Annotated in this window: 23 protein-coding genes; 7 read left to right on the forward strand and 16 right to left on the reverse strand. The window is 65.5% G+C overall.

The window, feature by feature from the left end:
* Positions 1–261: 261 nt before the first annotated feature.
* Positions 262–888: a DUF177 domain-containing protein gene (locus QX070_RS27065; RefSeq protein WP_315740214.1), complete on the reverse strand. Its 627-nt coding sequence runs from the start codon at positions 886–888 to the stop codon at positions 262–264.
* Between the two features lie 4 nt (positions 889–892).
* On the reverse strand, positions 893–1,429 hold the full coding sequence (locus QX070_RS27070) for a ubiquinol-cytochrome C chaperone family protein (RefSeq protein ID WP_315740215.1): 537 nt from the start codon (positions 1,427–1,429) through the stop codon (positions 893–895).
* A 129-nt stretch (positions 1,430–1,558) separates the two neighbouring features.
* Between QX070_RS27070 and QX070_RS27075 the strand changes: the two genes are divergently transcribed.
* The 3 genes from QX070_RS27075 to QX070_RS27085 all read left to right on the forward strand — a co-directional run bounded on the left by QX070_RS27075 (position 1,559) and on the right by QX070_RS27085 (position 4,486).
* The gene (locus QX070_RS27075) at positions 1,559–2,020 is read left to right on the forward strand and encodes an outer membrane protein assembly factor BamE (RefSeq protein WP_315740216.1); all 462 of its coding nucleotides are present in this window, start codon (positions 1,559–1,561) and stop codon (positions 2,018–2,020) included.
* Positions 2,021–2,176: 156 nt separating this feature from the next.
* Positions 2,177–3,184, forward strand: a complete 1,008-nt coding sequence (locus tag QX070_RS27080; RefSeq protein WP_315740217.1) for a tripartite tricarboxylate transporter substrate binding protein — start codon at positions 2,177–2,179, stop codon at positions 3,182–3,184.
* Between the two features lie 219 nt (positions 3,185–3,403).
* Positions 3,404–4,486: a DUF2336 domain-containing protein gene (locus QX070_RS27085; RefSeq protein ID WP_315740357.1), complete on the forward strand. Its 1,083-nt coding sequence runs from the start codon at positions 3,404–3,406 to the stop codon at positions 4,484–4,486.
* Between the two features lie 83 nt (positions 4,487–4,569).
* On the opposite strand, the gene QX070_RS27090 is transcribed toward QX070_RS27085, so the two are convergent.
* From QX070_RS27090 to QX070_RS27150, 13 genes are all read right to left on the reverse strand, one after another.
* Positions 4,570–6,690, reverse strand: a complete 2,121-nt coding sequence (locus QX070_RS27090) for a sodium-translocating pyrophosphatase (RefSeq protein ID WP_315740218.1) — start codon at positions 6,688–6,690, stop codon at positions 4,570–4,572.
* 201 nt (positions 6,691–6,891) lie between these two features.
* Positions 6,892–7,884, reverse strand: a complete 993-nt coding sequence (thiL, locus tag QX070_RS27095; protein ID WP_315740219.1) for a thiamine-phosphate kinase — start codon at positions 7,882–7,884, stop codon at positions 6,892–6,894.
* 196 nt (positions 7,885–8,080) lie between these two features.
* The gene (gene nusB, locus QX070_RS27100) at positions 8,081–8,590 is read right to left on the reverse strand and encodes a transcription antitermination factor NusB (protein WP_315740220.1); all 510 of its coding nucleotides are present in this window, start codon (positions 8,588–8,590) and stop codon (positions 8,081–8,083) included.
* Position 8,591: 1 nt separating this feature from the next.
* Positions 8,592–9,083: a 6,7-dimethyl-8-ribityllumazine synthase gene (gene ribH, locus QX070_RS27105; protein ID WP_315740221.1), complete on the reverse strand. Its 492-nt coding sequence runs from the start codon at positions 9,081–9,083 to the stop codon at positions 8,592–8,594.
* Between the two features lie 182 nt (positions 9,084–9,265).
* A complete protein-coding gene (locus QX070_RS27110) occupies positions 9,266–9,874 on the reverse strand; it encodes a riboflavin synthase (RefSeq protein ID WP_315740222.1) in 609 nt (202 codons plus the stop codon).
* Positions 9,874–11,025 carry a bifunctional diaminohydroxyphosphoribosylaminopyrimidine deaminase/5-amino-6-(5-phosphoribosylamino)uracil reductase RibD gene (ribD, locus tag QX070_RS27115; RefSeq protein WP_315740223.1) on the reverse strand — a complete coding sequence of 384 codons (1,152 nt, stop codon included), beginning with the start codon at positions 11,023–11,025 and terminating at the stop codon, positions 9,874–9,876. The genes QX070_RS27110 and ribD overlap by 1 nt, the downstream gene beginning before the upstream one ends.
* Positions 11,022–11,507, reverse strand: a complete 486-nt coding sequence (gene nrdR, locus QX070_RS27120; protein WP_006612773.1) for a transcriptional regulator NrdR — start codon at positions 11,505–11,507, stop codon at positions 11,022–11,024. Before nrdR ends, ribD begins: the two co-directional genes overlap by 4 nt.
* 14 nt (positions 11,508–11,521) lie before the next feature.
* The gene (gene glyA / locus QX070_RS27125; protein ID WP_315740224.1) at positions 11,522–12,826 is read right to left on the reverse strand and encodes a serine hydroxymethyltransferase; all 1,305 of its coding nucleotides are present in this window, start codon (positions 12,824–12,826) and stop codon (positions 11,522–11,524) included.
* A gap of 184 nt (positions 12,827–13,010) precedes the next feature.
* A complete protein-coding gene (locus tag QX070_RS27130; RefSeq protein ID WP_315740225.1) occupies positions 13,011–13,232 on the reverse strand; it encodes a hypothetical protein in 222 nt (73 codons plus the stop codon).
* A gap of 356 nt (positions 13,233–13,588) precedes the next feature.
* Positions 13,589–13,810 carry a hypothetical protein gene (locus QX070_RS27135; RefSeq protein ID WP_315711437.1) on the reverse strand — a complete coding sequence of 74 codons (222 nt, stop codon included), beginning with the start codon at positions 13,808–13,810 and terminating at the stop codon, positions 13,589–13,591.
* 26 nt (positions 13,811–13,836) lie between these two features.
* Positions 13,837–14,052: a hypothetical protein gene (locus QX070_RS27140; RefSeq protein WP_315740226.1), complete on the reverse strand. Its 216-nt coding sequence runs from the start codon at positions 14,050–14,052 to the stop codon at positions 13,837–13,839.
* Between the two features lie 207 nt (positions 14,053–14,259).
* Positions 14,260–14,772, reverse strand: coding sequence for a transcriptional regulator LdtR (gene ldtR / locus QX070_RS27145; protein WP_008962376.1), 513 nt, complete (start codon positions 14,770–14,772; stop codon positions 14,260–14,262).
* Between the two features lie 360 nt (positions 14,773–15,132).
* Complete coding sequence (locus tag QX070_RS27150) at positions 15,133–15,600, reverse strand: DUF6163 family protein (RefSeq protein WP_315740227.1); 468 nt, start codon at positions 15,598–15,600, stop codon at positions 15,133–15,135.
* Positions 15,601–15,815: 215 nt separating this feature from the next.
* Here QX070_RS27150 and hemB point away from each other — a divergent pair, with 215 nt between their 5' ends.
* From hemB to QX070_RS27165, 3 genes are all read left to right on the forward strand, one after another.
* Entirely contained in the window at positions 15,816–16,877 is a 1,062-nt protein-coding gene (gene hemB, locus QX070_RS27155) for a porphobilinogen synthase (protein ID WP_315740228.1), read from the forward strand.
* Positions 16,878–17,075: 198 nt separating this feature from the next.
* A complete protein-coding gene (locus QX070_RS27160) occupies positions 17,076–17,609 on the forward strand; it encodes an RDD family protein (protein WP_315740229.1) in 534 nt (177 codons plus the stop codon).
* A 91-nt stretch (positions 17,610–17,700) separates the two neighbouring features.
* The gene (locus QX070_RS27165) at positions 17,701–18,477 is read left to right on the forward strand and encodes an arginyltransferase (protein WP_315740230.1); all 777 of its coding nucleotides are present in this window, start codon (positions 17,701–17,703) and stop codon (positions 18,475–18,477) included.
* Between the two features lie 87 nt (positions 18,478–18,564).
* Here QX070_RS27165 and QX070_RS27170 read toward each other — a convergent pair whose 3' ends face one another.
* A complete protein-coding gene (locus QX070_RS27170) occupies positions 18,565–19,941 on the reverse strand; it encodes an Nramp family divalent metal transporter (RefSeq protein ID WP_315740231.1) in 1,377 nt (458 codons plus the stop codon).
* Between the two features lie 203 nt (positions 19,942–20,144).
* On the opposite strand from QX070_RS27170, the gene QX070_RS27175 reads away from it, so the two are divergent.
* A complete protein-coding gene (locus QX070_RS27175; protein WP_315740232.1) occupies positions 20,145–20,933 on the forward strand; it encodes a class I SAM-dependent methyltransferase in 789 nt (262 codons plus the stop codon).
* Positions 20,934–20,992: the final 59 nt, after the last annotated feature.

Genomic DNA, 20,992 nt, shown 5'->3' on the forward strand with positions numbered 1-20,992 from the left:
CGTGTTTGGCGGTCGTTCAGAGGCATTGCGCGGCCGATGGACGGGCCAGAGGCCGTCCGGGCCTTTTCGTCGCACCCCGACCCGGGCGCGACAATAGCGTCTCTCCGTGTCGAAACAACCTCCCGGGGGCAATGCAATTTGCAACCGCCACGCGGTCCGGGGCCAGCAGGGACCCGTCTTTGCCATCGAAATCAGCAGCTTGAGAGGATTTCGAGAGGCTTTGTGACAGGATCGACCGCTTCCGGCCTGCACGACGGCGCGTCAATCCTCACCCGTTTTCTTCGCTTTGACGACGCCCGGCCCGGCGGCGTCTGCCGATTTCAGCGCCTTCAGCGCCGCGAAGGGATGGTCCTCCGGCTCGGCGGCTGCCGCCATCGGCTGCTCGAACACGGCACCCGGCTTGCGCGGATAGGGATCGATCCCCAGGAACAGCGCGTCGGCGGCAAGCCGGCCGAGGTCGATCTGCCCGCCAATGATCGGCTCCGGCGGATCGGCCGTCTCCACCTCGCTGTTGGGATCGTCCTCGACCAGATCGGCGAGCTCCGGAATCTGCTCCGGCGGGGCGAACATCAGGTCGATCGGCTCGTCGATCTCGATCTCGATCGGATCGAGCGTGACGACGCAGGTCTGACCGATCCGGGCCTGCACACGGCCCTCGACATGCACCTTGCCGTCCCGCTTCTGCACGACGTCGAACGAGGCATGGGCCGAGATGACCTCGCGCAGATCGGCAATCGCGGCGAGCGCGTTGCGCGTGGCCTGGTCGGCCTCGATCTCGCGATGCAGGCCGGCATCCGGAATCTGCGCCACGATCACCGGCGGCGCCCGCCAGGGATCCTTCGCCGGATCTCGCCCCGTCTGTCGCGATGTGTCTGTGTCTCTGCTCATCTCGCTAGTCCTGCTGCACCGGCTGCGGGAAGCTCCAGCCGGCGCCGAGCAGCCTGTTGTCGTCGAGAGCGGCGAGGTGCGCGGCCACCCGCGCCGCATAGGCGGCAAGTCCGGCCGCGCTGTCCGGATGCTCCCCGTTCAAGATATTCTTCTGCAGCGCCTCCGCCAGCCGGGCCTCGCTCTCGGACCAGGCGAGGTCATAGGCGGCGGTGCGGCCATAGAACGCCTCGCCGAACTTCTGCATCCGCTTCGGCACGGTGAGATCCCCCACCCCCATCTCGCGCAGATTGTCGTCCATGTCGTCGCAGAAGCGGTCGAATAGCGCCTGCGATAGCTCCGACCCCACCCCGCGCAGCCGCCGCAGCACCAGCCAGAGGTGCAGAATCAGCAGATCGAGCCGTCCCTCGACCGTGTCGGGGACATTCAAGTGTCTATAAAACAACGGGTCTCGGGTTTGTGCCACGATCGTGCCATAGATCGGCTCGATGGTCCCGCGCGGGGACGGTCGGGATTTGCTGAGAAGGTTGAATGGCCAGAGCATGACGGTTCCGCGGTCGAGTTTCCCTGACCCTGTTCGGGGGCATGTTGCAATCCGCAAGTTTGCCCGGTACGTCAACGCCCTGCCCGACGCAAGGGGACGGGATCCGATCTGAAGAAGATGACCCAGACAATGCGAACGACTGCCCGCCTGCTCTCCCGCGGCCTGAGCACCCGACTGCGCACCGCCGGCGCGATCGCGCTGACCTGTCTGGCGCTGGCCGCCTGCACCGGCGAGCAGTTCCAGAAGGGCTACATCATGCCCCCCGGCGCGCTGGAGCAGATCCCGATCGGCGCCAGCCAGGACCAAGTGCTGATCGTGATGGGCACGCCGTCGACGGTGGCGACGCTCGACGGCGAGGTATTCTACTACATCTCCCAGCGCGCCGAGCGCCCTGTCGCCTTCATGAACCAGAAGGTGGTCGATCAGCGCGTCATCGCGATCTATTTCGACAAGAACCGCCAGGTCCGGCGGCTCGCCAATTACGGCATGAAGGACGGCAAGATCTTCGACTTCGTCAGCCGCACCACGCCGACCTCCGGCCAGGAGCTCAGCTACCTGACACCGCTGTTCAAGCTGCTCAGCTTCAACTGATCCCGACACGATCGCCGCAGCCCGGAATGTGATTCCGGGCCACGGCACAAAGCCGGACCGCTGCGCTGAATTGCGCAGCTTGCGCGCAATTGGCCTGCTTGCTCTGGCGCTGCAATCTTCCCTACCCTGCTGCAAAACAAGAGCAGGGAGGAATCATTGGCTCATTGCATCGCGCTGTCGCGCCGCAGGCTTCTGTCCGGAGCCGCAGCGCTGTCGACCGCCGCCATTCTGCCGCGCACGAGTCTCGCCGACTGGCGTCCGACCGAGACGATCAAGCTGATCGTGCCCGCCGCGCCCGGCGGCAGCACCGACGTGATGGGACGGCTGCTGGCCGCGCATCTGCAGACGGTTTGGGGACAATCGGCGGTGGTCGAGAATCGCTCCGGCGGTGGCGGCACGATCGGCACCGCCGAGGTCGCGCGTAACACCAAGGGGGACGGGTACACGATCCTGATCGGCAATCCCGGTCCCAACGCGATCGCCTATTCGATCTTCCGCAACCTCGCCTACAAGCCGGATCAGCTGCAGGCGGTGTCCAACATGATCCGCATCCCGAACATCGTCTCGGCGCATCCGTCGACCGGGATCAAGTCGATCCCCGAGCTGATCGCCTACCTCAAGGCCAATCCCGACAAGCTCAACTACGGCTCGTCAGGCGTCGGCCAGAGCCCGCATCTCACCGGCGCCTGGTTCCTGCAGCTCACCGGGTTGAAGATGACGCACATCCCGTTCCGCGGCGCCGGCCCCGCGCTGCAGGCCGCGCTCGCCGGCGACATCCAGATCCTGTTCGACAATCTGTTTCCGTCGCTGCCGCAGGTGCAGGACGGCAAGCTGACCGGCCTGTGCGTGACGACGCCGGAGCGCAGCGCCAATGCGCCCGACCTGCCGACGATGCGCGAAAGCGCGCCGGAGCTGGCCAAGTTCGACGTGTCGTCCTGGTTCGGCGTGTTCCTGCCCAAGGCCTGCCCGCCGGAGATCGTCAGCACGCTCAACCTGCAGGTCAAGGCGATGCTGGAGCGCGAGGACATCGCTAAGAACATCGCGGCCATGGGCGCCCGCGCCGACTACGGCACGCCGCAGCAGTTCGGCGACTTCGTCCAGGCCGAGACAGCCAAGTTCGCGTCGATCATCCAGAAGGAAGGCCTGCAGATGGACGTGAAGTAGCCCCTGGGCCCGGCGGCGCCGCGTCTCGGTGGAGCATTGGAATAGGGTTCGTGGTGTAACGGCACCTTAAGCGGGATGGTGCGATAGATGGCGGCCGCGCGTCCTTGATCTGGTTGCGAGATACCATCAGCCGATGCCGGGCCGACGACCTCGCGTGGATGCGGTCCGATCACCGTCCGAGGGGCAGGCGCCGGCGATGTCCATCGCATGAGCCGTGCCTTGCCCAACAGCGTTCTCCACCAGCTCGAAGACATTCTCGCCAGCCGATACGTGTCGCGGCGCGCCGAGATCCTGGAGCGCGTCACCGACCTGTTCGTCGTGGGCTCGGGCAAGTTCACCGAAGAACATGTCGATCTGTTCGACCACGTGCTGTTCAAGCTGCTCGACAACGTCGCCATTGCGGCGCGGGCGCAGCTCGGCAGCCGGCTCGCGATGCTGCCTGACGCACCGCCGCGGCTGCTCCGTCTGCTCGCCAGCGACGAGACGATCGCGGTGGCAGGTTCCGTGCTGCGCCAGAGCGAACGGCTCGACGACGAGACCCTGGTCGCGACCGCGCAGACCCGGGGCCAGGAGCATCTGCTCGCGATCTCCGACCGCAAGATCCTCACGGAATCCGTCACCGACGTTCTGGTCGATCGCGGCAATCAGGCCGTCGTTTCGAACACCGCCAACAATGGCGGCGCGCGCTTCTCCGATCACGGCTTCTCCGGCCTGGTGACGAAGGCATCCGAAGATCCCGGCCTCGCCTTGAAGCTCTGGAGCCGACCCGACAGCCCACGCGAGGTGCTGGTCCGGCTGTTCGTCGAAGCCTCCGACGCGGTGCGCAGCCAGCTCGCCAGCGCTGATGCGGCGCGGGCCGAGATCGTCGAGCTCGCCGTGGCGCAGGCTTCGGATCATCTGCAGGCCGCCGCGCGGACGCGCTCGGCCGATTTCGTCACCGCCAAGGACTATGTCGAGCTGCTGCACGCGACCGGCCAGCTCCACGAGGCGCAGCTGCACGGCTTCGCCAAGGAAGGCAGCTTCGACAAGGTCACGCTGGCGCTGTCATTGATGTGCAAGCTGCCGCTCGACGTGATCGAACGCGCCTTCGTGCGCAACCAGCCGGACCAGCTCCTGGTGCTCGCCAAGGCGCTCGATCTGTCCTGGGTCACGACGACGACGCTGCTGTTCATGCAGGCCAGCGCCAGCGGCAGCGTGCGCCCGCAACTCGACCAGCATCTGGCAAGCTTCTCGCAGCTGCAGCCGCGAACCGCGCAGAGCACGTTGCAATCGTATCGCACGCGGCAGCGCGCGGCGGAATAGACGGCGTCACGACACAACGAGAGACAATAAAAAACCCCGCGGCTCGCGCCGCGGGGCCTTTATTGGTCAGGACATCGCCCCGCTCAGTGCGCGAGGATCGCCAGCAGCAGCAGGGCCACGATGTTGGTGATCTTGATCATCGGGTTCACCGCGGGGCCGGCCGTGTCCTTGTAGGGGTCGCCGACGGTGTCACCCGTCACCGCCGCCTTGTGAGCATCCGAGCCCTTGCCGCCGTAGTGGCCGTCCTCGATGTACTTCTTGGCGTTGTCCCAGGCGCCACCGCCTGAGGTCATCGAGATTGCGACGAACAGGCCGGTGACGATGACGCCGAGCAGCATGGCGCCGACGGCCGAGAACGCCGCCGACTTGCCGGCCGCGCCGCCGCCCGCGATGGCGTAGATCAGGAAGTACACGACGATCGGCGACAGCACCGGCAGCAGCGAGGGGATGATCATCTCCTTGATCGCCGCCTTGGTCAGCAGGTCAACCGCCTTGCCGTAGTCCGGCTTGTCGGTGCCCTGCATGATGCCGGGCTTCTCGCGGAACTGTCGGCGCACCTCCTCGACGATTGCGCCGGCCGCACGGCCGACCGCGGTCATGCCCATCGCGCCGAACAGATACGGCAGCAGGCCGCCGAACAGCAGACCAACCACGACATAAGGGTTGTTCAGCGAGAAGTCCGGCTTGATCCCCGCGAAATAGGGATGGTGCGCCGAATCCGCGATGAAGAACTGGAGGTCCTGGTTATAGGCCGCGAACAGCACCAGCGCGCCGAGACCGGCCGAGCCGATCGCGTAGCCCTTGGTGACCGCCTTGGTGGTGTTGCCGACCGCGTCGAGCGCGTCGGTCGACTTGCGGACCTCCTTCGGCAGACCGGCCATCTCGGCGATGCCGCCGGCATTGTCGGTGACCGGGCCGAAGGCGTCGAGCGCGACGATCATGCCGGCCAAAGCGAGCATGGTCGTGGTGGCGATCGCGATGCCGAACAGGCCGGCCAGGCTATAAGTGACCAGGATGCCGGCGATGATGACGATCGCAGGCAGCGCGGTCGATTCCATCGAGATGGCGAGACCCTGGATGACGTTGGTGCCGTGACCGGTCACCGAGGCCGCCGCAATCGACTTCACCGGGCGGAAGTCGGTGCCGGTGTAGTATTCGGTGATCCAGATGATGAGGCCGGTGACGACCAGGCCGACCACGCCGCACATGAACAGCGCCGTGCCGGTGTAGTCGACGCCGTCGAGCTTGCCGAAGCCGATCAGCCAGGCGATGGCCAGCGCCACGCCACCGAGCGACAGGACGCCGGTCGCAATCAGGCCCTTGTAGAGAGCGCCCATGATCGACTGGCTGGCGCCGAGCTTGACGAAGAAGGTGCCTGCGATCGAGGTGATGATGCAGATGCCGCCGATGGCGAGCGGCAGGGTCATCATGTTGGTCAACAGCGACGACTTGGCGAAGAAGATGGCCGCCAGGACCATGGTGGCGACCGCGGTCACCGCGTAGGTCTCGAACAGGTCGGCGGCCATGCCGGCGCAGTCACCGACGTTGTCGCCGACGTTGTCGGCGATGGTCGCGGGGTTGCGCGGATCGTCCTCCGGGATGCCGGCTTCGACCTTGCCGACGAGATCACCGCCGACGTCGGCGCCCTTGGTGAAGATGCCGCCGCCGAGACGGGCGAAGATCGAGATCAGCGAGGCACCGAAGCCGAGCGCGACCAGCGCGTCGATCACGGTGCGGCTGTCCGGCGCGAGCTTCATGAAGCCGGTCAGGATGCCGAAATAGATGGTGACGCCGAGTAGTGCGAGACCGGCCACGAGCAGACCGGTGATGGCGCCGGCCTTGAAGGCGAGTTCGAGGCCGCCGGCGAGCGAGGTGATGGCCGCCTGTGCCGTGCGGACGTTGGCGCGCACCGACACGTTCATGCCGATGAAGCCAGCCGCGCCGGAGAGGATCGCGCCGATCGCAAAGCCGATCGCGACGAGCATGCCGAGGAAATACGCAAGGAGCACGAAGATCACGACACCGACGATTCCGATCGTCATGTATTGGCGGCGAAGATAGGCCTGCGCGCCCTCACGCACGGCCGCCGCGATTTCCTGCATGCGCGCATTGCCGGCGTCCGCGCTGAGCACCGATTGTGTGGCCCAGATCGCATAGACGATCGACAGCGCTCCGCAGAGCACGATCACCCATAAAGCTGACATTTAGTTTCCTCGGCTCTTTGCTTTTCTAACTACGTCACGCCGCGATGGTGCGACGCACGCCCCCTGTCAGGCCGCCCCGGGCGGAGCCGCCTCGAACATCATGAAGCTTGCCAAAATCGCCATGATGACGCAACGCCGCGACGCCTGAACCGCTCCAAATTCAGACGCTTCTTTGGTCGCATTGTGCGGTGCAAATAGGTATCAGAAGTGGCTGAAGGACAAACGCGTCAGTGTGACTGGACGGCCCTGCCCGTCCAGGAAGCGCGGGGCTCGCGTTCCTTCGACGATGGCGCCGATGTCGGTGACGGCAACGCCCGCCGTCTCGGCTGCAGCACGGAAGGCTGCGCATTGCGCTGCGGGAACAGTGCAGAGGATCTCGTAATCGTCGCCGCCGGAGATCATGCTTTCAAGCTGCGCGGCCCCGACAGCGAGCAGCTTCGCCGCCGCCGGCGATCGTGGAATGTGTGACAGCGTGATGTCGGCGCCCACGGAAGAGGCGGCGCAGAGCTTGATCAGGTCGCCTGCGAGGCCATCGGAGACGTCCATCGAGGCGGTCGCGTAGTCTCTCACGGCCGCGGCCAGGGCATTGCGCGGCTGCGGCGTGCGATAGCGGCCGATCAGCATATCCCGCGCGGCGGGATCGTCGGCCAGCGCCGCCGCCTCCGCTGTGCCCGTCAGCATGCACAGGCCGAGCGCGGCATCACCGATCGTTCCCGTGACCATCACCCGGTCGCCGGCACGCGCCCCGAACCGATGCACCATCCGGCCCCGGGGCACCCGCCCCCAGGCTGCGATCGAGATCATCACGGGACCGGGCGTCGACACGGTGTCGCCGCCGAGCAGCGGACAGCCGAACGCAGCCGCGTCCTCGCCGAGGCCACGCGCGAACTCCGACAGCCACGCCTCGTCCTTCTCGCGCAGCGCCAGCGTCAGGACGAAGCCGGTGGGCACGGCGCCCTTGGCGGCGAGATCGGACAGGTTCACCCGCAGCGCCTTGCGCGCGACGGTGTCGGGGGGATCGCTGGCGAGATAATGGACGCCTTCGACGATGGCGTCGGTCTTGACGACGATGTCGTCACCATTGGCCGGAATGATCGCGGCATCGTCGACGAGGCCGAAGGCGCCGGGGTCGGTCGCCAGCGGCTTGAAATAGCGGGCGATCAGGGAGTCTTCGCCGGAGGGGTTGTGGGTCACGCGCTCGTCCCCCACACTTTGCACACTCTGCTATCATCGCCCGGCTCGACCGGGCGATCCAGTACGCCGCGGCCCTTCCGTATCCCTTGAACGTCTCTGGAATACGGGATCACCCGCCGTCGCGGGTGATGACAGTCGAGGAAAGAGACTGGCATCGCGCCGGTTCGCAGCGATCGTGCTCCGGCGCCCCCCATCGCTACTTCGGCCCCATCTCGTCGGCTCGGTATTGCCGGGCGAGTTGCTCCAGCACGGCGTTGACCATGCCGGTCTCGTCGCGCTCGACGAAGGCATGGGCGATGTCGACATATTCGGACACGACGACCCGCGCCGGAATGTCCTTGCGCCGCTCCAGCTCATAGGCGCCGGCACGCAGCACCGCGCGCAAGATCGCCTCGATCCGCTGCAGCGGCCAGCCGCGCTCCAGCGCCGTATCGAGCACGGGATCGATCTTGGTCTGGTCGCGCACCACGCCGGAGACGATGTCGCGGAAGAAGGCGGCCTCGGCCGGCAGATACTGCTCGCCCTCGACCTCGTTGCCGAGCCAGTGGCTCTCGAACTCGGCCAGCACGTCGTTGATGCCGGCGCCGGCGATGTCCATCTGGTAGAGCGCCTGCACGGCGGCAAGCCGCGCCGCGCCGCGCCGGTTGGCCTTCCGATCGTTTGCTCTGACCGGACCCTTGAACGGTTTGTTGCTGCTCTCGGCCATCTCAGCCTCGCGCCAGACGGCGTTTGATGCGCAGCACGGCGAGCGCGGCCCGCGCAGCATCGCCGCCCTTGTTCATTTCCGAGACGCGGGCGCGCGCCCAGGCCTGATCCTCGGTGTTGACGGTGAGAATGCCGTTGCCGAGCGGCAGGCCGCGCGCCACCGACAGGTCCATCAGCGCCCGCGAGGACTCCTGCGACACGATCTCGAAATGGATGGTGTCGCCGCGGATGACGCAACCGAGCGCGATCGCCGCATCATAGGGCTTGCCGTTCTTGGCGGCCGCATCGAGCGCAATGGCAATGGTCGCCGGAATCTCCAACGATCCGGTGACCGTGAGAACATCATAGCCCACGCCCGCCGCCTTCAGCTCGGCGGTGGCGCCCTCCAGCAGGGCATCCTGAAGATCGTCGTAGAAGCGGGCCTCGACGATCAGCGCCCGGGCGCCGGAGATGTCGGTCTGGTCTTTGAGCGGCGCGCGCCGTGCGTCTGCCATGGTTCTGTTTCCATTGTCTTCAGGTGCCTCGTCCCAAGGGAGCGGCCATCCGGCCGCCTCGCGAAGGGCGAGATGAAATCGGCCTCATGCTGCGAGACGACACATCAGCGCCTCCTCGCAATCAGGGCTGGCCTTGTAGGCGCCAGCGCCCGCAAAGCCAAGACGGAAAGCCCCCTTCGAGGCTACTTCATTTCCGTGAGGCGCGCGGCATAGCGCGCCATCAGGTCGACCTCGAGATTGACCTCGCCGCCGGCCTGCCAGGACGACAGCGTGGTGACCGACAGCGTATGCGGAATGATCAGCACCGAGAAGGCCAGTTCGTCGACGGTGTTGACCGTGAGCGACACGCCGTCGAGGGTGACTGAACCCTTGGTGGCGATGAAGCGCGCCAGATCCCGCGTTGTCTTCAGCACGAACCGCGCCATATCAGGCAGGTCGTTGCGGCTGACGATGGTCGCAATACCGTCGACATGACCCGAGACGATGTGACCGCCGAGCTCGTCGCCGATCTTCAGCGCCCGCTCCAGGTTCAGCTTCGTTCCGACGCGCCAGTGCTTGGCCGTGGTCAGCGCCAGCGTCTCCGCGGCGGCATCGACCTCGAACCAGGTCTTGCCGTCGGCGAGGCCCGACTGCACGACCGTGAGGCAGACGCCGTTGTTGGCGATGGACGCACCATCGGCGATCGTGGCCTCGTCGTAGCTGCAGGCGATGCGCAGCCGGTGCAGCTTGCCCTCGGTCCGCGCCGTCAGGCTGACGATCTCGCCGATGTCGGTGACGATGCCGGTAAACATTACGCGCGCTCGTAAATCGTAAGGGTGTCGGGATCGAGCGTTTCGCTAGCACGAACGCGATAGGCCGGCGACTGCGTGATTGCGGTCAGCGGCAATGCATCCAGCGCAGCGATCCCGTCCGCTCCGATCTCCCCGGCACCACGCAGCAGCCAGATTTCATCGACCAGGCCACTTGCCATGAAAGATGATGCGACGCGGCTGCCGCCTTCGATCATCAAACGGGTGATGCCCTTCTCGGCGAGCGCCTTGAGCACGGCGGGTGGCTCCAGTGCCGACGGTGCGACCTGCGGCGGCAGGCGGATCACCTGCGCGCCGGCGGCCCCCAGCTTGGTCGCTGCGGCGGGCTCCGCCACCTCAGAGGCAACGAGCCAAAGCGGCGTCGTCCGCGCTGACTGCACCAGACGGCTGGCGGTCGGGAGGCGCAGGACGGGGTCGAGCACGACACGGACCGGCGAGCGGGATTCCATGCCGGGCAGCCGGCAGGTCAGCAGCGGATCGTCGGCGATCGCGGTGCGCACGCCGATCAGGATCGCGTCGCTCTGGGCACGCAACACATGCACGCGCGTCCGCGCCGCTTCGCCGGTGATCGCGACCGGCGTGTTGCCCGCGGCTGCAATCTTGTCGTCGGCCGAGACGGCAAGCTTCAGGATCACATGCGGCCGCCCGTCGCGGATGCGTCGGAAATGACCCGAATGGTCGCGCTTGGCGTCCGCCGAGCAGAGGCCGACCTCGACCTGGATGCCGGCGGCGCGGAGCTTCGCATGTCCCTGCCCTGCGACCTCCGGATTGGGATCCTCGATCGCCGAGACGACGCGGCTGATTCCGGCTGCGATGACCGCGTCCACGCAAGGCGGCGACTTGCCGACATGCGAGCACGGCTCCAGCGTCACGTAGAGCGTGGCGCCTTTGGCTGCCTCCCCGGCACGGCGCAGCGCCTCGGGCTCGCCATGAGGACGTCCACCGGGCTGGGTCCAGCCGCGGCCGACGATCACGCCGTCCTTGACCACCACGGCACCGACGGCGGGATTGGGCCAGGTCCGCCCCAACCCGCGGCGGCCGAGCGTCAGCGCGAGCTGCATGAAGCGGCGGTCGGCGTCCTTCTGAGCCTTCAGCTTCTCGCCGACCTGATCGACCAGAACCCGGAAGATCATTTGCGGACCGGCGCGAGGCGCGGTGCTTCGTCCTCCGCCGAGAGCTCGCCGAGCACGGCCTCGAAGTCCTTGGCCTCGCGGAAATTGCGATAGACCGAGGCGAAGCGGACATAGGCGACGTCGTCGAGATCGCGCAGATGCTCCATCACGATCTCGCCGATCGCCTCCGAGGACACTTCCGACTCGCCGCCGCTCTCGAGCTCGCGCACGATCGCCGACACCATCTTCTCGACCCGCTCCGGATCGACCGAGCGCTTGCGCAGCGAGATCTGCACCGAGCGCATCAGCTTGTCGCGATCGAACGGCACGCGGCGGCCGTTGCGCTTGATGACGGTCAGTTCGCGCAGCTGCACCCGCTCGAAGGTCGTGAAGCGGAAATTGCAGGTGACGCAGACCCGCCGCCGCCGGATCACCGAGGAATCCTCGGTGGGGCGGGAGTCCTTCACCTGCGTATCGAGGCTGTTGCAGCTCGGGCAGCGCATTGTGGCTTCAAGCCTTACTGATAGATCGGGAACCGGTCGGTCAGCGCCTTCACCTTCTCCTTGACCGCAGCTTCCACCAGCGGCGCGCTGCCGTCGGGCGCCTGTGCGATCGCGTTCAGCACCTCGGCGATCAGGCTGCCGACCTGCTGGAATTCGGCGACGCCGAAGCCGCGGGTGGTCGCCGCGGGGGTGCCGAGGCGCAGGCCCGAGGTGACGAACGGCTTCTCGGGGTCGAACGGGATGCCGTTCTTGTTGCAGGTGATGCCGGCGCGGACCAGCGCCTTCTCCGAGACGTTGCCCTTCAGGGCCTTGGGCCGGAGGTCGACCAGCATCAAATGGTTGTCGGTGCCGCCGGAGACGATGTCGAAGCCGTGCGCGCGCAGCGATTCCGCCAGCGCCTTCGCGTTCTCGACGATGTTCTTCGCGTAAGTCTTGAACTCCGGCCGCAGCGCCTCGGCGAAGGCCACCGCCTTGGCCGCGATCACATGCATCAGCGGACCGCCCTGCAGGCCCGGGAAGATCGCCGAGTTCAGCTTCTTGGTCAGCGCCTCGTCGTTCCAGAGGATCAGGCCGCCGCGCGGGCCACGCAGCGATTTGTGGGTCGTGGTCGTCGTGACGTGGGCATGCGGCACCGGCGAGGCATGTACGCCGCCGGCGACGAGACCGGCGAAGTGCGCCATGTCGACCAGGAGGTAGGCTCCGACGTGGTCTGCGATCTCGCGGAAGCGCTTGAAGTCCCACGGGCGCGAGTAGGCGCTGCCACCGGCGATGATCAGCTTCGGCTTGACCTCCTCGGCCTGCTTGGCGACCGCATCCATGTCGATCAGATGATCGTCACGGCGGACCGTGTAGTGCGCGGCTTTGAACCACTTGCCGGACATGTTGACCGGCGAGCCGTGGGTGAGATGGCCGCCGGCGGCGAGGTCGAGGCCCATGAAGGTGTCGCCGGGCTGCAGGAGCGCCAGGAACACGGCCTGGTTCATCTGGCTGCCGGAGTTCGGCTGGACATTGGCGAAATTGGCGCCGAACAGCTTCTTGGCGCGGTCGATCGCGAGGTTCTCGGCGACGTCGACCCATTCGCAGCCGCCATAATAGCGCGCGCCCGGATACCCTTCCGCGTACTTGTTGGTCATCACCGAGCCCTGGGCCTCCAAGACCGCCCGGCTGACGATGTTTTCCGAGGCGATCAGCTCGATCTCGTGCCGTTGCCGACCGAGCTCACCCTTGATGGCGGCGGCGATTTCGGGATCGGCCTCGGCCAGGGTGGCGGAGAAGAAGGAATCGACTGACGAGGCGGGCTTGGCGCTGGAAGCGGTCATCGGCGGAATATCTCCACGTCCGCAAGGCCTTAGGTGGCCTGCGGTCGGTTCAGTGAAGTCGGTCGGAAAAGACCCCTGCCCTTACCATATGGGCGGCGGCAGGCCAAGGGACAGGCCAAGCGGTTGCGGGTCAAACCGGATATTTGCGCCAGATATGGTGGACGAGGTCCGGAGCAAGCCCTGCTCAAGCCCCGCCGCAGGAGTGCCAGCTTTCCGACATCTGCCACATTTCCTTGGTCCGGAGATTGGTCGCCTTGTAGATTCGCCCCCGATCATCGCCGGGCGGGCATTGCTTCGGCTTCCAGACGGTGCAGAGACGCACGGGATCGCCCAGTTTGGAATGGGCCACGACGGCGTTCCACTCTGCGTCGATCTGCTCGGCACCGTTCTGGTACAGCACGTGCATCCCCGGATCCATAATGGGATCACCATACTTGTCGCGCTTCTCGCCGCGCTTGAACGGGGTAGGCGACAGCGGCTCATCAAACCGATCAGCAATTTTCGTGATCGTCGTCGCTGCGCAGGCGCCTATTCTGGCCAGTGCTTCTCGACTGTTCGGTCCCTTCTGGGGTTAAACCGTCTCAGCCATACTCCTCGTGGGCAGGCTCAGCTCACCGCACGCGAAGGCCAAGATTGCTGCCACGACAATGACTCGGGACACCAAATGCATCGCCCCCAAATACAAACAACCTGCATGAAACCGGACGGTCTCATACAGGTTGTGAGGCAAGCGCGCGGCGAGCAATGCCGCACCGAAAGACATCAGAGGCCGGTGTAGCCCGCCTTCACCGGATCGACGCGGCCATCGAGCTGACGCAGATAGGTCAGGCCGCATACCGTCAGGCGGTGCGGATCGCGCTCGCCGGCTTCGAACAAGGTCTGGATATAGGCGCTCACCTTGCGGCGCGCCTCGTCGCTCGCCGCGGCGGTGCGGTTCGCCAGCAGGTCGTAAGTGTGCATGATGCGATCGATGGCGGCTTCCATATCATCCCCTCTTGAACGTCAGGCCGTCAGGCAGACTTGAACATCGAGATCGCCTTGTTGGCGAGCTTGAGCTTGTTGAATTCTCCGCGGTGAATCAGCTGAACGATGATGTCGACAAGTCTCTCGTTCGGCGCGAACTCCTCTGGCAGCTCGCCGGAGAGACGCAGATAGTTGGAGGCGATGGCATAGGCATCCCCGACCATCGCCACGTTCATGACTTGCATTCCGGCATCGTGCAGCATGGTCCGACCTCCGGTCCAGGGACATAAGCCCAGGAGCCTCGATTGGTTCCAATTCGGACCGGGGTTTTTGCCAAGGTTTTTGCCAAGGCGAACAAGAAAACGCCGGCCCGAAGGGGCCGGCGCAAGAACGACTTCCAGACGATCAACGGCTGTCCGGTTTTGGCTCTCGATGTCTGAGGCCGGCTCAGCCGAAACGGTGAGACCGGCTCAGAGGCGATACAGGATCTGGTCGGTCCAGAACCGCTCGAGACGATGCAGCGACTTGTTGAGCGTGGAGAACTCCTCGCTCGAAATGCCGCCGACCTGCTCCACGGTCTTGACGTGCTTCTGATACAGCGAGTCGACGATGCGGCGGATCTCCTGCCCCTGCGGGGTCAGGCGGATGCGGACCGAGCGGCGATCGACGCGCGAGCGCTGGTGGTCGAGGAAGCCGAGCTCCACCAGCTTCTTCAGGTTGTAGGAGACGTTGGAGCCGAGATAGTAGCCGCGCGTGCGCAGCTCGCCCGCGGTCAGCTCCTTGTCGCCGATGTTATAGAGCAGCAGCGCCTGGACCGAATTGATATCGGAACGACCACGGCGGTCGAACTCGTCCTTGATGACGTCGAGCAGACGGCGATGCAGCCGCTCCACCAGCGTCAGTGCTTCCAGATAGAGCGACTGCACGGTGCCGCCCTGGCCCGGCGCAGCAGTCTCCACGGCCGTCGCAACGGCTTTCATCATGACACTTCCCCTGTCGTCGTTTTTGTCGACTTATTCGACGAAACTTTTGTCCCGTCTGATAGAACGAACTTAAGGGGCGTGCTTTGAAGATCGCCTTAAATAAGAGCATAAAGAGAGAATGAATCGCGGAGAGTGAATCCTCTTTTAATTCAGTAATTACAGAGGCTTTTGCAATAGTCCGTTGACGGTCGAGGGGCGATGTTCGCGGTTCGTTTCACCCACCTGTCGCATTACAAAACACGCTTGGGTAGCGCCGCTAAGGTCTCTGTAACGGCTGTGGCAGACGCTCTTAAGGTGTTCGAAACATTACTTGCATCGCGCTGAAAAGATTTACAGCGTGCAACGAATTTTCCGCACGACCTATGGTGGCCGCTCCCGGGCCGCCATCCAGGCCAGCACGAGATAGGCGGCGAGCATGACCGCCTCGCCCGCGACCACCAGCAGATTGCCGCCATAGATGCCCGGGAACATGAGCTCGATGACCGCCATCGAGACGACCGTGGTGAGCCACACCACCGCGCCCCACGGCGTGGCCAGCCACAGGCCCACGGCGGCGACGAGCTCGATCACCGCGAAATAGACCGTCGCGGCCTGCCAGGCCATCGCCTGGTTCTCGAACGCGTCGTCCTCGCCGCCGATGAAGCCGGTCACCTGGGCCCAATGGTAAAGGCCCTTGGCGATCGAGAGCATGGCCATGACCCGCAGGAACAGCACGAGCCGCCGCGTCCAGACATTGTCGTCGCTCTCGCGCCGATCCGAGGACATGGCGGCAATCGACATGGCGGCGTTGTCACGCGCCAGATCTCGCGCCGAGGGAATCTCAGCCATGGCAGCTCGAGCAGAACAGGCGGGTCGTCATTGGGGCCTCTCAAGACCAGGAGCATGGCGATTCTTGGCCGGCCGGACCGTGAAATCAACCGGGCCGGAAATCAACCGGGCCGCTTGCGTCAGGTCAAGTGACGGGCGACAGGCAAAATGCTACAGATTGTTGGAATTACAACAAGTCAAAATCCGGCTCGCCGGTCAGCAAGGAGCCAGCCCTCATGGCGATCAAATTCGGGCGCCCGATCGACCTGCGCGACACCGCGCGCAATCCGGCCACTGGACTGACGCCGGCGCTCGACCTCACCATCCGTCCCCGCCGCAACCGCAAAGCTGAATGGGCCCGCCGGCTGGTGCGCGAGAACGTGCTCACGACGGACGATCTGATCTGGCCCCTGTTCGTGGTGCAGGGCGACCGGACCCGCAGCACCGTCGCCTCGATGCCCGGGGTGGAGCGGCTGAGCGTGGACGAGATCGTCCGCGATGCCGAGCGTGCCGCCAAGCTGGACATCCCCTGCATCGCGCTGTTCCCCTATACCGAGCCGTCGCTGCGCGACGAGCACGGCTCCGAGGCCTGCAACCCGGACAATTTGGTCTGCCAGGCGGTGCGTGCGATCAAGAAGGAGTTCCCGGAGATCGGCGTGCTCTGCGACGTAGCGCTCGATCCATTCACCAGCCACGGCCATGACGGCCTGATCCGGGACGGCCGCATCCTCAACGACGAGACGGTCGCCGTGCTGGTGCGCCAGGCCCTGGTGCAGGCCGAGGCCGGCTGCGACATCATCGCGCCGTCGGACATGATGGACGGCCGGGTCGGCGCGATCCGTCAGGCCCTGGACCAGGCCGGCTTCCTCGACGTGCAGATCATGGCCTATGCGGCCAAATATGCCTCCGCCTTCTACGGCCCGTTCCGCGACGCGATCGGCTCGGCCAAGACGCTGACCGGCGACAAGCGCACCTATCAGATGGACAGCGCCAACTCCGACGAGGCGCTGCGCGAGGTCGAGCTCGACATCGCCGAGGGCGCCGACATGGTGATGGTGAAGCCGGGCATGCCCTATCTCGACGTCGTCAGGCGCGTGAAGGACACGTTCAGCATGCCGACCTTCGCCTATCAGGTGTCGGGCGAATACGCGATGATCACGGCCGCCGCCAACAATGGCTGGATCGACGGCGACCGGGCGATGATGGAAAGCCTGCTGGCGTTCAAGCGCGCCGGCGCCGACGGCGTGCTCACCTATTTCGCCCCGCAAGCTGCCGAGCGGCTGCGGCAGCAGCGTTGAGGAGGCGCTGGGATCTTTCCAAGACCCCCACGCTCCTTGAGCGCGCCGCTCCTTTCGCCTGCGCGGGCCGCCGGCTCGCGAAGTTCTGGCTTACAAGTCGCGAAATGGCCGGAAATTTGCCGCGCCCCGTGCAAGAACAGCCCTTGCAAGCGCAAGAGGGGTTCCCATGTCCTGGGTGCCAATCCGGAGGGCTTATTCATGGCGTATATGGGTTCAGGCGATAGCAATGGCGGTCCCGGTGCTCGGCCACACGCCTACGATCCCTATCAGCAGCCGGAATTGTTTCGCGGCGTGCTGACGCGGCGGATGATTGCGTTCCTGATCGATCTCCTGGTGCTCTCGGTCCCGGTGATCCTGGCGGTGATCTTCATTGCCGTGTTCGGCGTGGTCACGCTGGGTCTCGGCTGGGCGTTGTTCTGGCTGGTGTCGCCGGCTGCGGTGATCTGGGCCATCGTCTACTACGGCGCAACGATCGGCGGGCCGAACTCGGCGACGATCGGCATGCGGGTGATGGATCTGGAGGTACGGACTTGGTACGGCGCGCCGGGCTATTTCGTGCTCGGTGCCGTGCACGCGGTCTGCTTCTGGGTCTCGGTCTCGGCGTTGTCGCCGTTCGTGCTGCTGATTGGACTGTTCAACAGCCGCCGCCGGCTGCTGCACGATTTCGTGCTCGGTACCGTCGTGATCAACACGTCCGTGCGCTCGCAACTGACTGAACCGGCTCGCACCTGATGAGACGTCCGGTGGCACTGCAAAAGCGATTGACCGGCCGCCTCCGGAGCGCAATTCTGTTGATGATCGCCCCGGAGGCTCACGACGTTCCTTGACCCAGCATTCGCGTGACACCCCGCAATTCTACCTGACCGCGCCCTCGCCCTGCCCCTATCTGCCGGGGCGGCAGGAACGCAAGGTGTTCACGCATCTGGTCGGCGACAAGGCGACCGATCTCAACGACCTCCTGACCCATGGCGGCTTCCGCCGCAGCCAGTCGATCGCTTACCGGCCGGCCTGCGACCAATGCCGGGCCTGCGTGTCCGTCCGCGTGATCGCCAACGAATTCCGCCCCTCGCGCAACTTCCGCAAGGTGCTCGCGCGCAATTCCGATCTGGTCGGCGAGCAGCGCAGCGCCGTGCCGACCTCCGAGCAATATTCGATCTTCCGCAGCTATCTCGATCAGCGCCATCGTCATGGCGGCATGGCCGACATGACGGTGCTCGATTACGCCATGATGGTCGAGGACAGCCATGTCGAGACGCGAATCATCGAGTACCGCCGCCGCAATCTGAGCAACGGTCCGAATGCCCGCGGCGGCGAACTGGTCGCAGTGGCGCTGACGGACGTGCTCAGCGACGGCCTGTCGATGGTGTACTCGTTCTTCGACCCCTCGGAGACCACCCGCTCGCTCGGCACCTTCATGATCCTCGACCACATCGCCCGGGCGCGGCGCCAGGGCCTGCCCTACGTCTATCTGGGCTACTGGATCGAGGGTTCGAAGAAGATGGACTACAAGAGTCGCTATCTGCCGCAACAACGTCTCGCGGCTGCCGGCTGGCTGCGCGTGGATGCCGAAGGCGACACCGCGCCCGAGCCGCAGGACTAGAGGAGGCGAATAGCGAATGGGGAGTAGCGAATAGAGCGCTTCGAACGTCCCTATTCGCTTTTCCCCTTCGCTATTCGCCTCTCCTCATCATCCCGTGGCCAGATCCCACACCAGCTTGGTATTGAGCGCGATGATCACCACCGCGATCAAGGTCGCGAGCGCCGTCAGCCAGCGCGGCGCCACGAACTGCCCCATCTTGGCCCGGCTCGCGGTGAGCAGCACCAGCGGCACGATCGCGAACGGCAGTTGCAGGCTGAGCACGACCTGACTGAGGATCAGGAGCTGCCCGGTCGCCTTCTCGCCGGCCCAGATCGTCACCACCACGGCCGGCACGATTGCGATCATGCGGGTGATCAGCCGGCGCAGCCAGGGCGCGATCCGCCAGTGAAGAAAGCCTTCCATCACGATCTGACCGGACAGGGTCGCGGTGATCGTCGAATTCAGGCCGCAGCACAAAAGCGCGATCGCAAACAGCGTCGGTGCCAACGTCGACCCGAGCAGCGGCGCCAGGAAGGAATGCGCCTGATCAAGCTCGGCGACGTCGCGTTGTCCGGTCCGGTGGAACGTCGCCGCCGCCAGGATCAGGATCGAGGCGTTGATGGTCAGCGCAAGGCACAGCGCGATGGTCGAATCGATCGTGGAGAGCGTGATCGCCTCGCGCTTGTCCTCTGGGCTGTCGCCGTAGCCGCGGGTCTGGACCAGACCCGAGTGGAGATACAAATTGTGCGGCATCACGGTAGCGCCGAGAATGCCGAGCGCCAGATAGAGCATCTCCGGGTTGGCGATCAGCTGTCCGCTGGGGACGAAGCCTTTCACCACCTCGGCCCAGTCCGGCTGCGCCATCGCGATCTGGATCGCGAAGCACAGCGCGATGATGCCGAGCAGCGCGACCACGAACGCCTCGATCCAACGGAAGCCGAAGGCCTGCAGCGCCAGGATCAGGAAGACATCGAGCGCGGTGACGCAGACGCCGATCGACAGCGGCAGCCCGAACAGCAGGCTGAGACCGATCGCAGTACCGATCACCTCGGCGAGGTCGGTGGCCGTGATCGCGATCTCCGCCGACAGCCACAGCGGCAACGAAACCCAGCGCGGCGTCGAATCGCGGCACGCCTGGGCCAGGTCGCGGCCGGTGGCGACGCCGAGCCGGGTGCACAGCGACTGCAGCACGATCGCCATCAGGTTGGACAGCAGCGCGACCGACAATAGCACGTAGCCGAACTTGGCACCGCCGGCGAGCGAGGTCGCCCAATTGCCGGGGTCCATGTAGCCGACCGCGACCAGATAGCCGGGTCCGAGAAAGGCGAGCAGCTTTCGCCAGAGCGACCCCTTGGTTGCGGTTCGCACCGTCGCGAACATGTCGCCGAGAGAGGGCTCACCGCGCTCACCGCGCCAGCCGGAGCGGCCGTCGCTGGGCTGAACCAAGGCTCGCAGTTGCGAAAGATCTGACGGTTTTGCGTCCATTCCGCTATCCTGAACGAAACCGACCTTTAATGCAACTGATTTGCAAGTAGAGGAGCGCTGCGGGCGGGTACCCGCAAGCGTTGGTATTAATCCAATACCATTCCATCATGGCAGCTGCTCGCCCTTGCCGATTCGCGAGAGCGCCTGAAGCACACACGAATCGGCGCGGCCGGGTCCCCGTCTCCCCACTGACCGGATCCAACATGTCTGCCAACCTTGGCCTCCGACCGATCTCCAACGCGCCTGTTCCTTGCAAGATCTGTGACGGTCCTGCCGACCTCTACGGCGTCGTCGACATGAACCGCCCATGCCAGACGGCGCATGCGTATCGCGCGCCGCTCTCGGGTGTGCCCATCTATTACCGGCGCTGCGCGGACTGCGGCTTTCTGTTCACCGACGCCTTCGACGACTGGAGCATCGAGCAGTTCAAGACCCACATCTACAACGACGGCTACGAAGCCGTGGATCCCGACTATCGGGTCAAGCGCCCGACCGACAATGCGGCGGCCGTCGCCCGCTTCTGGGCGCCACACAAGGCCGGCATGCGGGTGCTCGACTTCGGCGGCGGCAACGACGTGTTCTGCACCGGCCTGCGTGCTCAAGGCTTTGCGGAAGCGGTCACCTATGATCCGATGGTGGCCGAGCACGCCACCCGCCCCGATCGCAAGTTCGATCTCGTCACCTGCTTCGAGACGCTGGAGCACGTGCCCGATCCGCTGGCGACGATCGGAGCCATGGCGGCCTGCGTGGCCGAACCGGGCGCGGTGTTCTACTCGACGTTGACCCAGCCGGACGACTTCGACAGCCAGGGCATGTCCTGGTGGTACATCGCGCCGCGCAACGGCCACATCTCGATCTACACCCAGCATGCGCTGGCGCTGGCCTGGCACCGGTTCGGATTCAAGACGGCGCCGCTGAATGCCGGCACCCATCTGGCGTTCCGCACGCTGCCCCCGGAATGGGGATTGGCCGAGGCACCGACCGCGGCATAGGCCGTCCGCAGCACGACGGCCGATACCGGAGATCAGGAAGCGGGTGGGCGCAAGGAGGC

Source organism: Bradyrhizobium sp. SZCCHNR1093 (assembly GCF_032381175.1).
Lineage (GTDB): Bacteria > Pseudomonadota > Alphaproteobacteria > Rhizobiales > Xanthobacteraceae > Bradyrhizobium.

Coding starts and splice junctions, on each gene's coding strand:
- QX070_RS27065 (WP_315740214.1), bottom strand. CDS start 888: ATGAGCAGAGACACAGACACATCGCGACAGACGGGGCGAGATCCGGCG.
- QX070_RS27070 (WP_315740215.1), bottom strand. CDS start 1,429: ATGCTCTGGCCATTCAACCTTCTCAGCAAATCCCGACCGTCCCCGCGC.
- QX070_RS27075 (WP_315740216.1), top strand. CDS start 1,559: ATGCGAACGACTGCCCGCCTGCTCTCCCGCGGCCTGAGCACCCGACTG.
- QX070_RS27090 (WP_315740218.1), bottom strand. CDS start 6,690: ATGTCAGCTTTATGGGTGATCGTGCTCTGCGGAGCGCTGTCGATCGTC.
- nusB (WP_315740220.1), bottom strand. CDS start 8,590: ATGGCCGAGAGCAGCAACAAACCGTTCAAGGGTCCGGTCAGAGCAAAC.
- ribH (WP_315740221.1), bottom strand. CDS start 9,083: ATGGCAGACGCACGGCGCGCGCCGCTCAAAGACCAGACCGACATCTCC.
- QX070_RS27110 (WP_315740222.1), bottom strand. CDS start 9,874: ATGTTTACCGGCATCGTCACCGACATCGGCGAGATCGTCAGCCTGACG.
- ribD (WP_315740223.1), bottom strand. CDS start 11,025: ATGATCTTCCGGGTTCTGGTCGATCAGGTCGGCGAGAAGCTGAAGGCT.
- nrdR (WP_006612773.1), bottom strand. CDS start 11,507: ATGCGCTGCCCGAGCTGCAACAGCCTCGATACGCAGGTGAAGGACTCC.
- glyA (WP_315740224.1), bottom strand. CDS start 12,826: ATGACCGCTTCCAGCGCCAAGCCCGCCTCGTCAGTCGATTCCTTCTTC.
- QX070_RS27130 (WP_315740225.1), bottom strand. CDS start 13,232: ATGCACGTGCTGTACCAGAACGGTGCCGAGCAGATCGACGCAGAGTGG.
- QX070_RS27135 (WP_315711437.1), bottom strand. CDS start 13,810: ATGGAAGCCGCCATCGATCGCATCATGCACACTTACGACCTGCTGGCG.
- QX070_RS27140 (WP_315740226.1), bottom strand. CDS start 14,052: ATGCTGCACGATGCCGGAATGCAAGTCATGAACGTGGCGATGGTCGGG.
- ldtR (WP_008962376.1), bottom strand. CDS start 14,772: ATGATGAAAGCCGTTGCGACGGCCGTGGAGACTGCTGCGCCGGGCCAG.
- QX070_RS27150 (WP_315740227.1), bottom strand. CDS start 15,600: ATGGCTGAGATTCCCTCGGCGCGAGATCTGGCGCGTGACAACGCCGCC.
- hemB (WP_315740228.1), top strand. CDS start 15,816: ATGGCGATCAAATTCGGGCGCCCGATCGACCTGCGCGACACCGCGCGC.
- QX070_RS27160 (WP_315740229.1), top strand. CDS start 17,076: ATGGCGTATATGGGTTCAGGCGATAGCAATGGCGGTCCCGGTGCTCGG.
- QX070_RS27170 (WP_315740231.1), bottom strand. CDS start 19,941: ATGGACGCAAAACCGTCAGATCTTTCGCAACTGCGAGCCTTGGTTCAG.
- QX070_RS27175 (WP_315740232.1), top strand. CDS start 20,145: ATGTCTGCCAACCTTGGCCTCCGACCGATCTCCAACGCGCCTGTTCCT.